Source organism: Cytobacillus oceanisediminis (genome assembly GCF_003182355.1).
GTDB lineage: Bacteria > Bacillota > Bacilli > Bacillales > Cytobacillaceae > Cytobacillus > Cytobacillus oceanisediminis_A.
Genome location: NZ_QGTW01000013.1, coordinates 61,978 through 74,605 on the forward strand (window position 1 = coordinate 61,978; position 12,628 = coordinate 74,605).

Below are 12,628 nucleotides of genomic sequence, written 5' to 3' on the forward strand. Positions count from 1 at the left end.
TTTAAAAGTTTGTAACCATTCAGTTCTTTAAGTTATTAAAATAGGAAGCCCAACTTTCGGACTTCCACATCACTCTATGATAACTGGCCTGAAACTATCTTTCCTTTAAAGATTACCGCTTCTCGCTTAGGCGTTCTTGCTACTGCTTCGGCAGAACAGGAAGCAGCAACAAGAACTAAATTTGCATCATCTCCCTCAAACGGCCACGCTACCTCTCCATCCTTGTTTAATGGAACAGGACCCCCAGTAGCCCATTTTAAAGATTGTGCTAAGGAAAGTTCATCGCTCTTACGGTAAAGTTCGCCATATCGCGTTACTTTTTCTAATAGATCTCCATTCCCGAAAGGACCCCAGGAATCATAAAAACCATCGCATCCCAGATAAACATTTACTCCTTTTCTGTCCAAAAGTTCGATTGGGGGAAGAGATTTTGTTATCGGAATGGTGGACATAATCGACATTCCAAGCTCACTCAATTTATCTGCAATTTCTTCTGCCTGCGGGACAGGAATTTCACCCAAACTAAACGCATGGCTCACAGCAGCCCGATTGTGCCACCCGGCATCTTCAACCATCTCAGCAAATTTATCAACCGTATAATAACCTACATGGCCTCCGTCATGTAAATGGATGTCTATATCTGCATTAAATTCTGTACTAAGATTCATTATTTCATAGAGAGATTTTTCTATGTTGCGGTCAATTCCTGCAGGATCAAGACCACCAACAATGTTAGCTCCAGATCTCATCGCTTCTTTCATAAGCGGAATCACATTTTCTCTTAATAAACCGTGCTGCGGAAATGCAACAATTTCATATGTCAATTTATCAGAATAGTCCTCTAAGGCAGCTTTCACACCTTCCAGGTTTTTCAATCCTATATAAGGATCAATATTTACATGGGTACGAATATGAGTTGAACCCTTTGAAAGGAGAAGCTCGATCATTTTACTTGCCCGCTGTTTGGCTGTAGGGGCTAATTCCTCAAGTTCCATTGCTTCATATTGTAATCGTTCTTCTAAATTTCTGACCGTCCTGCAAGCCTTCCAATCAAGAGATAGATAGGTTTTATCAAGATGATTATGCATCTCCTTAAAAGAAGGCAACGCTAGAAATCCTTTGCAGTCCACTGTTTCTTCATTCTCGGAAATTTCAAAACTGCTGATTTGTTTTTCTGTTATTTTTCCGTCTTCTATTTTCAAATGAAAGAGTTCTGTTTTGGTAGTGTATGACCCCTTATCATCTTGAAGATATCCTGTCTCCAATTTAATATTTGTTAACCAGTACGGAGTGGACATTGTATTTCCCCCTTTGCTCTTTTAAGTTATGCATTTATAGCATCCATTTCTGTTAATTTGCTTTCAACCTTCTTGCCTTTGAAAAATAATGACTCCACATTTGCCCTTCTAGCAATCGCCTCTGCTGAACATGTCGCATCGACTAACATCATCGTTGCATCATCGCCGGCTTTTGGCCAAACTCGTTCCCCATCTTTATCTAATGGAGTAATCCCGCCGGTTGCAAATTTCAAAGCAGATGATAAGGAATATTCATCAATCAGTCGGAATCTTTCTGCAAGAGTTCCAAGCTTCTGGATGGTGTTCCCTGTTCCAAATGGGGACCAGTGATCAGTGATGCTGTCATGCCCTACAGACACTTGAATGCCATACCCATCAAGTGCTAAGACTGGAATAGTTGGGCGATTAATCGGAATAGTGGTAGTCACATCAATCTCATGTTCTTTTAGTAATGCCGCCATTTCAGTAAGCGCTTCTCCATGCAAATCACCTAAAGCAATCCCATGGCTAATCGTCGCCTTTCCTATTAGACCTGCTTCTCTTGTATAATCAGCCATTCTCTCGAATGTAAAAGCTCCCAATGTGTTAGGGTCATGAAGATGGATATCGACTCCTTTATTATGTTCAACCGCAATTTCAAATATTGTATTCAGTGACTTTTCAATGTTCCGGTCTACTGTAGCCGGATCAACACCGCCAACTAAGGTGGCTCCATTTTTCATTGCATCGCGAATTAATTGAACAGAATCACTTCTTAGGAGTCCGTGCTGCGGAAATGCCACGATTTCATATGTAAGAACATCTTCATATTTTTTTAATGCATTTACGGTAGCTTCTAAATTTTTTAGTCCAATTACTGGGTCGACATTACAATGCGTGCGAATATGAGTATGGCCATTTTTCAAATACAGCTCAATCATTTTTTCAGCACGCTCTTGTGCGGTTGGAAGAAGCTTTGGCAAAAGCTCTTTTTCCTCTTCTAATCTGGTGAAAATTCCTTTTGTGATTGGCGTACAGGCTTTCCAAGGACCGCCATAATAAGTTTTATCAATGTGAATGTGCATATCTCTTAATGAAGGAAGTAAAAGCTGCTGCTTGGCATCGAACTGGTTTTCATGGGAACCTGGAGCAGTTTTTGTGATTTCTGTGATTTTTCCACCTTCAATTTTCAAGTGGCAAATTTCTGTCCTGGTACCGGCAATTCGTCCATTTTCGTAAATAAATCCTTTTTCCAGACGAACATTTGTAATCCAATGAGTAGTCATATCAATTCCTCCTAAAGTTGAGAATGAAGGAAAAGTACTTTTTGAACAAAAGTACTTTTCCGGTTTTTCGATGTTAATTTTTCATCACCATCGACCTCTATTTACTCAATTACTGCATCATCAATCATCAGGTAGTTTGCAGCATTTAACCAAAAGCCGCTTACATTTTTACTATGGGCAGCCATATGTTCGTAGTTCCGGATCGGAATATATACGGCATCCTCTAATTCCATTTGCATTACCTGCTCATAAAGCTCCTTACGCTTTGCTTCATCAGTCTCTCTCCGTGCCGCTTCGATCATTTTGTCTACCTCTGGATTACTGTAATAGAAATGGTTTCCTGGAGGTCCTTGTGAAGCAGTGTGGAACAGGTTGTACTGGTTATAGTCCCCATCCCCTGTCGCATTTCCCCATCCTCCAATAAATAGATCATGTTCTGATTTATCAATCGTATCGATATAAGCACCATATTCCATTACTTGAATGTCTACCTCAACGCCTATCCCCTTTAATTGGGATTGAATAACTTCAGCCATATTGATCCGTTCTTTTCTATCGCTGGTGAGTAATTTGAGCTGGAGTCCATCTTCATATCCGGCATCTTTTAACAATTTTTTTGCTTCATTTAAATCATAATCATAAGGCTTTACATTCTCACTGTGGCCAAAAACCTTTGGGCTCATAGCCGCATTTGCAAGTGTACCTACGTTGTTATAAACCCCTTTTATGATCGCTTCCCTCTCAACGGCATGGCTGATTGCTTTACGGACTTTAACATCATCCAGAGGTTTTTTCTTTGTATTAAACCCGATATATTCAACAGCAAGTCCCTCCGCACGGAAAAGTCCCATGGAATCGGATGATTCAATTCGTTCAATTTCCGTAACAGGCACCTGATCGTTAATATGGGCCTCCCCTGTTTCGATCATAGCCAATCGAGTTGCATCTTCTGGGACAACTTTAAACACAACCCGGTCAATTTTTGGCTGTTTCCCCCAATAGTTTTCGTTTTTCTTCAAAGATATTTCCTGGCCGGTCTTCCAGGCTTCAAATACAAATGGTCCTGTACCAACTGGATGTTCAGTCAGCTTTTCAGGGTTTTCAGCTAAAGCTTTTGGGCTAATAATGCTTCCTTCGCTACTTGCCAGAATTGAAAGAAGCGGAGCATAAGGATATTCAAGTAATAATTGTACTGTGTATTCATCAATAATTTTTACTTCATTAATCATCGCGAATTTCTCACGCTGCGGCGATCCTGTGTTTGGATCCAGCAAGCGGTCAAAGGTTGCTTTTACTGCCTCTGAGTTAAACGGAGTCCCATCATGAAATGAAACGCCTTCTTTCAGCTTAAACTCCCAAGTCGTATCATCAATAACATTCCATTCAGTTGCCAGAGAGGGCTGAATGTTCATGTCTTTATCCGGTTCTACTAAAGTTTCATATACTTTTTGATAAATAATATTTGCAGAAGGTATATCTGTAATAAAGTGAGGATCTAATTTTGTTGCGTCAGATAAACGAACAACTGTCAGTGTTCCCCCTTCTTTTTTCCCTTCCGTTCCATTAGCAGCACTCTGTTCTGTATTTGATTGAGTAGAACAAGCTGCAACAAACAGCATCAATAAACATAGGAAAACCATAAGCATTCCATTCTGAAATAGTTTTCTATTTTTCTTCATTCTTTCTCTCCCCTTTTTTGCATTTTCGAAATAATTAAGCGTCAAAAACTATTTTCACCATCCCTCCGTAACTACTTATCTGCATTATAGAAGATGATGAATTTCAATATTTACAGAATATTTACGTGTTTTTTAAAGATTTTGACAACTCTTTTAAAAAATATTTACTTTGCTGGTAATTTTGATAATTTAAATAAAACATCACTCATTTTTATACCAAACTCTTTGAAAGGAGGAAGGGTGATTCACATTTCAGAATTTCAATTCGGAAAAATTTTATAGGGGGGAAATAAGATGACAGTTGAAGTAAAAACCGAACAGCCTAATATTGCTGCAAAGTCTTTCATAAGTAAAAAGGAATCAAGAGTAAAAGATTTTCTATCTATATTAATCCAGAATAAAGCGGCTTTAGTTGGAGCCATAATCATTCTTATCTATATCTTCATGGCAATGTTTGCACCGCTGCTGGCTCCTTATAGTCCATACGAAATTGATTTGGAAAATAAATTGACACCTCCATCCTCGGAGCATTGGATGGGGACAGATGATAAAGGAAGAGATATTTTAAGCAGGATCCTTTATGGTTCAAGGCTGTCCATGGGGGTAGGTTTTGCTGCTGTATTATTCGGTGCATTCTTTGGAATTATTTTTGGGTTAGTAGCCGGCTACTATGGAAAATGGGTTGACACCATTATCATGAGAATGATGGACGTCATGCTTGCATTCCCAGGAATCCTATTAGCACTTGCCATCATCGCTGCTCTTGGTCCTAGCCTTATCAATGTAACAATAGCAGTTGGGGCTTTCTCTGTTCCTTTATTTGCCAGGATTGTTCGAGGATCTACTTTAGAAGTAAAACGCCTTGAGTATATTGATGCTATCCGCTCGCTAGGCGCAAATGATTTGACAATTATCGCCAAACACATTTTTCCAAATATTCTTTCACCCATTATTGTACAGGGAACACTGCGATTAGCTACAGCCATTTTATCAGCCGCTGGATTATCATTCCTTGGCCTGGGTGCCCAGCCACCATCACCAGAGTGGGGAACCATGCTTAGCAGCGGAAGAGATTTCTTATTCTCAGCACCGTATATTGCCTTATTTCCGGGCCTCGCCATTTCCATTCTAGTTCTTGGATTTAATATTTTCGGTGACGGCTTGCGGGATGCATTTGATCCTAGAATGAAAAAATAAAAGAGCCTATGAGGAGGTTATATCTATGCTGATGTTTATATTACGCCGGGTCTTACAAACCATCCCGGTTATTATTGGAGTTACTTTTGTTGTCTTTTTTATCATGCAGCTCGTTCCGGGTGATCCTGCTGTACTGCTTGCAGGTGAAGGTGCTTCGAAAGAAACAATTGAAGCCATCCGTGAACAACTTGGATTAAATCAGCCTCTATATATCCAATACTTTGAGTATTTAACAAATGTTTTTAGAGGGGACTTAGGTGTTTCATTAAAAAATAGCCAGCCCGTCCTTGATGAAATATTGGTGAGATTGCCCATAACGATTGAACTTGCCTTTTTTAGTATCATCATAACAATCGTGCTGGGGATGGCTGCAGGAATCATATCAGCTGTCAAACCTTATTCTTTAACAGATGTCAGCGTTATGCTTGTTGCACTCCTGGGAATTTCACTCCCAAGTTTCTGGTTTGGTCTAATGCTAATGTATTTCTTCTCTGTTAAACTGCAAGTCTTGCCAGTTGCAGGTTGGGATAGCCTTCTGCATGTAATCTTGCCAGCTGTAACCCTTGGAGCTGGCGGAGCCGCAATTGTTGCCAGAATGACAAGGTCAAGCATGCTGGAAGTTATTCGCCAGGATTATATTAGAACAGCGCGTGCAAAAGGTCTTCGTGAACGTATCATTATATATAAACACGCTCTTAGAAATGCACTGATTCCAGTCATTACAGTTGTTGGGCTTCAGTTCGGAGCTCTGCTTGGAGGTACTGTACTGGTTGAATCAATATTTGCCATTAATGGCCTAGGCAGAATGATTGTAGATGCGATTCGAATGCGTGATCTTCCAATGGTCCAGGGCGGTGTTTTGTTTGCCTCACTTATTTTCGTAATCGTAAATTTATTCGTAGATGTATTTTATCGGTTCTTCAATAAACGAATTGAGTTAAATTAAGTTAAGGGTGGGTGACCTGACCGTGAACAAAAAAAATAAGCTTATTCTTGAAGTAAAAGGGTTAAAAACGCATTTCACAACAAAACGCGGAGTAAGCAAAGCCGTTGATGGCATCGATTTTACATTGCATAAAGGTGAGACTTTGGGAATTGTAGGAGAATCGGGATGCGGGAAAAGTATGACCTCCCTTTCCATTCTCCGCCTGATCCCTTCTCCTCCGGGGAAAATTGCTGGTGGATCCGTTTTATTTAAAGGAAAAGATTTAGTTACAATGACAGAGGATGAAATGAGGAAAATTCGAGGAAATGAAATATCGATGATTTTTCAGGAACCTATGACTTCATTAAATCCAGTAATCCCAGTTGGGGAACAAATTGCGGAAGCTTTGAGGCTGCATCAAAAGATGGGAAAAAAAGCCGCCTGGGAAAAGTCAGTTGAAATGCTGAAGCTGGTAGGAATCCCTTCTCCTGAAAAGAGAGCTAAACAAGAACCTTTCCAGTTAAGCGGCGGGATGCGACAGCGAGTAATGATTGCGATGGCCCTTGCCTGCACACCGGAAGTATTAATTGCAGATGAACCAACAACGGCATTGGATGTTACGATTCAAGCGCAAATACTGGAGCTGATTAAAGAGCTGCAGACAAAAATAGGAATGGGCGTAATTATGATTACTCACGATTTGGGTGTAGTTGCAGAAACATGTGATAAGGTAGCCGTTATGTATGCCGGAAATATTGTCGAGCAAGCTTCAACTGAGCAATTATTTGCTAATCCCAAGCACCCTTATACTCAGGGGCTGCTGAACTCATTGCCTAAGATCCATGAAGATCAAGACGAATTAATTACGATTGAGGGCAGTGTCCCAAGCCCATACAATATGCCAGCCGGATGCCGTTTTGCTTCTAGATGCCCATTTCGTGAAGACATATGCATAACACATCAGCCTAACCTTATAAATCAGTCTGATGGGGTTAAAGTGCGGTGCTGGAAATATACAGACGAATGGACAGGCAATAGAGATAAAGAGGGGGTTGTCTAGCATGAAAACGGCAGCAGAAAAAAAGATCATCTTGCAAGTGGACCATTTAAAACAATATTTTCCTGTGAAAAAAGATTCCATCTTCAAGCCAAAAGCATATGTAAAAGCGGTGGACGATATTTCATTTGCGCTATACGAAGGTGAGACATTAAGTATAGTTGGAGAATCAGGCTGCGGCAAATCAACTACAGGACGTGCAATTTTAAGACTTGATGAGCCGACTGATGGAAAAGTTCATTATATGGGGCAAGATATTTTGGGACTAAATAAAAAGGAAATGAGGAAACTTAGAGGAGATTTGCAGGTTATTTTTCAAGATCCTTTTGCTTCTCTTAATCCTCGGCAAACAGTTAAGCAAATTTTAAATGAAGCAATGGCCATCCAGGAAGTAGTTGAAAAGCCAAAACGAAAGGACAGAATGCTGGAATTACTTGGATATGTGGGGCTTTCTGCAGAATCCCTTGATAGATATCCGCATGAGTTTAGCGGTGGACAGCGCCAGCGTATCGGAATTGCCAGGGCGCTGGCGGTTGATCCGAAACTAATTATTTGCGATGAAGCTGTATCCGCCTTGGATGTATCAATCCAAGCACAAATTCTCAATCTCTTGAAGAATTTGCAAAAACAATTTAAACTGACATTTCTTTTTATCTCTCATGATCTGAGTGTGGTCAGGCACATTTCAGACCGGGTAATGGTGATGTATTTAGGAAAAGTGGTTGAAATAGCTGAAAAAAAAGAACTGTTTGATTCTCCACTCCATCCATATACACAGGCCTTGTTATCTTCTATTCCTGTTCCGGATCCAACTTTAAAAAGAGACCGTGTCATTTTAAAAGGAGATGTGCCTTCACCGATAGATCCTCCTGGAGGCTGCCGGTTCCATACACGCTGTCCCTTTGCTGTAGAAAAATGCAAGCAAGAAGAACCATCCTTAAGGGAGCTTGTGAAAAATCATTTTGTAAGCTGTCATATTGCAGAAGATTTGCCAGTTTAAAACAAATACATCTATTTTGCTTAAAATGTTATATTAAAAAAGGGAGATGTTCGCATACATCCCTTTTTTAATACGTAAGGAGAAACTTGTAAGATGCTGCCTATTGAATCCTTCTCCATTTATATTATGTTTTGTGTTCTGGTTCCTTTACTAGGATCCTTTACCTTGCTATTTTTGTTTGTTTTTGAAAAAAGAATTGATTTGCTTGAAAGACAGAAACGTGAAATAGCTTTAGAGAGAGAATTGCAAACAGCTTTATACAATCAATTGAATCAGGAAATACAGCCGCATTTCTTTTTTAATACCTTAAATTCAATATTGGCTTTGGCAAGACTGGATCGCAAAACTGAATTAATTCGCTCCATAGAGACTCTTTCAAAACTTCTAAAATTTAAGTACCGAACAATTAGTAATTTCATCCCAATCGAAGATGAGCTTACTTATGTTAATTATTATCTAGAGATACAAAAAACCAGGTTTAGAGAACGGCTTCACTACGAAATTCAAATGGACAGACATGTAAATAAAGCGATTATTATTCCTTTTTTAATTCAGACTCTTGTCGAGAACGCTTTTAAACATGCTTTTGAAAGACATATTGGTCATGCCTTTTTAAAAATTAATGTTCTAAAAATAGAATCAGCAATACATGTATCTGTGTGGAACAACTCATTTGAAAGCACTGAAACCAGTCACTCGGATGGGGGGCTCGGATTAGAGAATATAAAAAAGAGACTTGAGCTACTGTTTCCGGAAGATGAAACTTCTGTTCAGTTAAGGAACGAAGGGGGCGGAACAGCTGTTTTAGCTATTTTCCCCTTTGTAATTAAGTCAGAAAAACTGGAAGGTGAAAAAGTGCAATGAATATCTTGCTTGTAGACGATGAACCAATTGAACTGGAGCAATTGGAATATCTCATTCAAAAGAAATTTTTAAACTGGAAATTTTTCAAGGCACAAGATGCCTCTCAAGCCCTCCAAATAATTAAGCAGCATGACATCTTTCTCGCTTTCCTTGATATTCAGCTCCCAGGCAAATCCGGTCTTGATTTAGCTATGGAACTTTCCGTTAAGAATGATATCGATATAATTATGGTCACTGCCTATCAAAACTTCAAATATATCCAAACATCACTCAGGCTTGGAGTTATTGATTACATTACAAAGCCTGTCATTGAGGAGGAGTTATTGTCAGTTTTGGCAAGGTATGAACGAATAAGCAGTTACTCGGAGCAAATTGTAAAAGCTTTGCAAATTATACAAAAGGAATATAGCGAGAAACTAACCTTGAATTATTTAGCTTCTAAAATTCATATTAATTCAGCCTATCTGAGCAGAAAGTTCCATGAGGAAGTGGGAATGGGATTTTCCGAGTACCTAAATGAATTTCGATTAAAACAGGCCCAGAAAATGCTGATTGAAAGTCCAGATTTAAGTATTAGCGCCATTTCAGAGAAGTGTGGCTTTAACAGCCAGCATTACTTCAGCCAAATATTCCGGAAAATGACTGGCCAATCACCTAGGGATTACCGTCTGAAGGAGACTTCCCAATGAAAAAAAACGATTTCCAATTTTACATAAGCGGAGCATTCCACATGGGAATCGGGTTTGGAATTGTTAGTCTTTTGTCAAGATGGGTAACTGGGAATACAATTCTCTCCTCGCCAGAAACATTAATCAAGTATGGACTAACCGGAGGAATCGGCTATTCGCTTATGGGCGCGCTTGCGCTAATCTTATTCGGAATTTTAGCAAAAAAGATCCGGGATCGGTTCCATGATCAGCAAACAATAGGTGATGTCTTAAGGGAAAGATTGACTCCAGGCGGTTATTGGTACATGATCTCTATTCTTCTCGTGATTAGTATTCATTCCATATTTGTCCAGGCGATGGGTGCAGGAATCCTTTTGCATATGATTTTTCCATGGCCAGTTTTTTCAGGAATGGCTATATTTTTATTGTTTTGTTTTTTTATTGGCGGAGCAGGAGGTATGCAAAGAATCCATCAGCTTGCAGGAATCAATGTAGTGTTGATATTCAGCGCGGTCATAATTATTCCTGTTTACTTTTATATCCAGGAAGGGGTATATCCTGTTTATGAAGGGATTAAGTTATATCATCCATATATACTTTATGTTAAAAATACAGAAGCTATTTGGTTTATTTTCACTGCCATTTTAATAGGCTTTGGACAAGTTATAGTTGATCGTGCCTCATGGCAAAGAGTCTTTATCATACAAAAAGAAAAACTGCGTATGACCTTTACATTAGCAGGTTTAATATGGGCAACCATTCCGCTTGCATTATCATCTTTAATAATGATTATTATTTTTGGCAGAAGCTATGATTCAATTTATTCTTTATTATTTGAGCTTGTTGGAAAAATAAATTCCACTTTGCTTATTGTCTTATTTATTCTTTTTTGCTTTAGTTCCATTTCATCTGCTATTAGCGCAGAATTGCATGCTACTGTCACATTAATAATTAAAAATATTTTCGATTTACTCCATCCCCTGAGCAATAAAGAAAAGTGGAGATATACTTATATCTTTTCGGGAATCATTTGCTTATTTTTACTTATTATCGTAAGTATATTACCTCCTAACCCTCTTGAATTGTTGTTTTTTTTCGGAAATATCTATGCTTCAATGATTGTGCCAATGCTATATATTATACTAGGCAATAAAACATTGCCTGCCCTCATTCCCTTAGCTTCACTCATTGGGACAGCCGGTGGCTTTGCTGCTTTGCCTATGATGGAAAATCTCATGACCATTTGGATCAGTTTTTTCATATCAAGCTTAATTTGTTTAGTTTATTTCATCTATAATATTTTTAAAATGAAGTTATCGTATAAATTCTCAAAGAGATATTAGCTTGGGAGCGGACTTGCTTTTGTTTAATCTTTTTCTGGATCAATCGCATTTCTGTATTTGAATTAACCTCTCCTTCTCTGCCAGATAGATTTGTATAACATCTGGCAGAGAGGAAAAGTATGTGTCTGTGTGCAATTTGAATTTAATATCTTGTTATATCCATTGGCAAAGAACCAGCAGCAAAGCCGACAAATAAAAACCTTTCTTCGCCAGTATTTCTCATCCCATGAATCTGGTTAGGTTTGGCAAGGATTACCATACCTTTCCCTATTTGGATTTCATTCTCCATGTCCGGGAAGTATGTTCCTGTTCCCTCGATACAAACCCAAATATCGTCTACATTTGAATGGGAATGCAAGTATACTTCCTGTCCTGGTTCTAGACACCAAACAGCACCTACCGTTTTATCCGTTTCATAAAAATAGTTCTTTTGCGGATTATTAGGATCAAATTTTGCTATCTTATCAATTTCAAAAACTCTTTCTTCAATGATCTGCTGAATGTTTGACAATGCCAATTTTTCTCCCCCCTAAAAAATCTTATTTTCATCTTAAATGAAATGGGCAATTATAGCTCCGCATCCCGATTACAATCCTTGGAGTAGACATAGGTTAAATTCTCTCTTCCAACAGCATAGGCTGCCTGGTGTACATAAGGACCCATAAAAATATAATCACCTTTTTTGACTGGAATCCACTTATTATCGAGATTATACATTCCTTCCCCGGAAAGTATATATGCACCGTGCTCTTGAACATGTGTTTCAATAAACGGGTGGCTTGCAGCAGGATCGAAAGATAGGATATGGAAATTCATGTCAAAATCCAAATCAGCTGGCAATAGATCTTTTATGTTTACATTGTGCATATCATCGTAGTTCCTGTATTCAATCCTGTTTGCATGGCCGGATACAACCCATGGCTTTCGCCCTTCAAGTGGGCGGTATTTTTGCTTGTATAAAAAGATCTTAGAGTCCCCATCCTCCATATTTTCCAGATACATCTTTACTCCTGGCGGGCAGTAAAGATATCCGCTTTCCTCCAAGATAAACTCTTGCTCGCCTGCAGCAGCCTTTAATTTTCCCTCTATTATGTAGACAAATGTCTGTATATCTTCTTTGCCGCCAAACCCTTCACTATTTCCGCCCCCTTTTTTCATTGTCACATAGTAGTCGACAAAGCTTGCCCCAAGCTTGGGAGAACCTAAAATAGAAATAATACAATTATGAAATCCAGGAATAACATTGTTCACTAATCCTTCAGGTGCAATTAAGGCGTACTTCCCATGTTCTATTACAGACCTGCTTGATAATAAGTCGTTTGGATAGCCCAT

The 12,628-nt window shown here is 38.9% G+C and carries 12 protein-coding genes; 7 read left to right on the forward strand and 5 right to left on the reverse strand.

All coding sequences use genetic code 11. From position 1 onward, the window contains the following. Positions 1-74: 74 nt before the first annotated feature. The 3 genes from DFO73_RS21075 to DFO73_RS21085 all read right to left on the reverse strand — a co-directional run bounded on the left by DFO73_RS21075 (position 75) and on the right by DFO73_RS21085 (position 4,242). Entirely contained in the window at positions 75-1,298 is a 1,224-nt protein-coding gene (locus DFO73_RS21075) for an amidohydrolase (protein WP_110066664.1), read from the reverse strand. A gap of 26 nt (positions 1,299-1,324) precedes the next feature. Beyond that, positions 1,325-2,563, reverse strand: coding sequence for an amidohydrolase family protein (locus DFO73_RS21080; protein WP_110066665.1), 1,239 nt, complete (start codon positions 2,561-2,563; stop codon positions 1,325-1,327). 101 nt (positions 2,564-2,664) lie between these two features. After that, positions 2,665-4,242, reverse strand: a complete 1,578-nt coding sequence (locus tag DFO73_RS21085) for a glutathione ABC transporter substrate-binding protein (protein WP_110066666.1) — start codon at positions 4,240-4,242, stop codon at positions 2,665-2,667. A 294-nt stretch (positions 4,243-4,536) separates the two neighbouring features. Here DFO73_RS21085 and DFO73_RS21090 point away from each other — a divergent pair, with 294 nt between their 5' ends. From DFO73_RS21090 to DFO73_RS21120, 7 genes are all read left to right on the forward strand, one after another. Next, positions 4,537-5,439, forward strand: coding sequence for an ABC transporter permease (locus DFO73_RS21090; RefSeq protein ID WP_110066667.1), 903 nt, complete (start codon positions 4,537-4,539; stop codon positions 5,437-5,439). A 25-nt stretch (positions 5,440-5,464) separates the two neighbouring features. Further along, positions 5,465-6,385 (forward strand): nickel ABC transporter permease, encoded by a 921-nt coding sequence (gene nikB, locus DFO73_RS21095; RefSeq protein WP_110066668.1) that lies wholly within the window; start codon positions 5,465-5,467, stop codon positions 6,383-6,385. 22 nt (positions 6,386-6,407) lie between these two features. Further along, positions 6,408-7,424, forward strand: a complete 1,017-nt coding sequence (locus DFO73_RS21100; RefSeq protein ID WP_110066669.1) for an ABC transporter ATP-binding protein — start codon at positions 6,408-6,410, stop codon at positions 7,422-7,424. 1 nt (position 7,425) lies between these two features. Next, positions 7,426-8,421 (forward strand): ABC transporter ATP-binding protein, encoded by a 996-nt coding sequence (locus DFO73_RS21105; protein WP_110066670.1) that lies wholly within the window; start codon positions 7,426-7,428, stop codon positions 8,419-8,421. A 165-nt stretch (positions 8,422-8,586) separates the two neighbouring features. Continuing rightward, complete coding sequence (locus tag DFO73_RS21110) at positions 8,587-9,285, forward strand: sensor histidine kinase (protein WP_258309669.1); 699 nt, start codon at positions 8,587-8,589, stop codon at positions 9,283-9,285. Then, positions 9,282-9,974 (forward strand): response regulator transcription factor, encoded by a 693-nt coding sequence (locus tag DFO73_RS21115; protein WP_110066672.1) that lies wholly within the window; start codon positions 9,282-9,284, stop codon positions 9,972-9,974. Before DFO73_RS21110 ends, DFO73_RS21115 begins: the two co-directional genes overlap by 4 nt. After that, positions 9,971-11,296 (forward strand): hypothetical protein, encoded by a 1,326-nt coding sequence (locus DFO73_RS21120; protein ID WP_110066673.1) that lies wholly within the window; start codon positions 9,971-9,973, stop codon positions 11,294-11,296. Before DFO73_RS21115 ends, DFO73_RS21120 begins: the two co-directional genes overlap by 4 nt. Positions 11,297-11,438: 142 nt before the next feature. Here DFO73_RS21120 and DFO73_RS21125 read toward each other — a convergent pair whose 3' ends face one another. Both DFO73_RS21125 and allE read right to left on the reverse strand, forming a co-directional pair. Next, a complete protein-coding gene (locus tag DFO73_RS21125; RefSeq protein ID WP_258309670.1) occupies positions 11,439-11,813 on the reverse strand; it encodes a cupin domain-containing protein in 375 nt (124 codons plus the stop codon). Between the two features lie 50 nt (positions 11,814-11,863). Then, on the reverse strand, positions 11,864-12,628 hold the full coding sequence (gene allE / locus DFO73_RS21130; RefSeq protein WP_110066674.1) for a (S)-ureidoglycine aminohydrolase: 765 nt from the start codon (positions 12,626-12,628) through the stop codon (positions 11,864-11,866).

What these genes read in the sequence shown, in the direction of transcription:
- DFO73_RS21075 (WP_110066664.1), bottom strand. Translation starts at nt 1,298, where the DNA reads ATGTCCACTCCGTACTGGTTAACAAATATTAAATTGGAGACAGGATAT.
- DFO73_RS21080 (WP_110066665.1), bottom strand. Translation starts at nt 2,563, where the DNA reads ATGACTACTCATTGGATTACAAATGTTCGTCTGGAAAAAGGATTTATT.
- DFO73_RS21085 (WP_110066666.1), bottom strand. Translation starts at nt 4,242, where the DNA reads ATGAAGAAAAATAGAAAACTATTTCAGAATGGAATGCTTATGGTTTTC.
- DFO73_RS21090 (WP_110066667.1), top strand. Translation starts at nt 4,537, where the DNA reads ATGACAGTTGAAGTAAAAACCGAACAGCCTAATATTGCTGCAAAGTCT.
- nikB (WP_110066668.1), top strand. Translation starts at nt 5,465, where the DNA reads ATGCTGATGTTTATATTACGCCGGGTCTTACAAACCATCCCGGTTATT.
- DFO73_RS21105 (WP_110066670.1), top strand. Translation starts at nt 7,426, where the DNA reads ATGAAAACGGCAGCAGAAAAAAAGATCATCTTGCAAGTGGACCATTTA.
- DFO73_RS21115 (WP_110066672.1), top strand. Translation starts at nt 9,282, where the DNA reads ATGAATATCTTGCTTGTAGACGATGAACCAATTGAACTGGAGCAATTG.
- DFO73_RS21120 (WP_110066673.1), top strand. Translation starts at nt 9,971, where the DNA reads ATGAAAAAAAACGATTTCCAATTTTACATAAGCGGAGCATTCCACATG.
- allE (WP_110066674.1), bottom strand. Translation starts at nt 12,628, where the DNA reads ATGGGCTATCCAAACGACTTATTATCAAGCAGGTCTGTAATAGAACAT.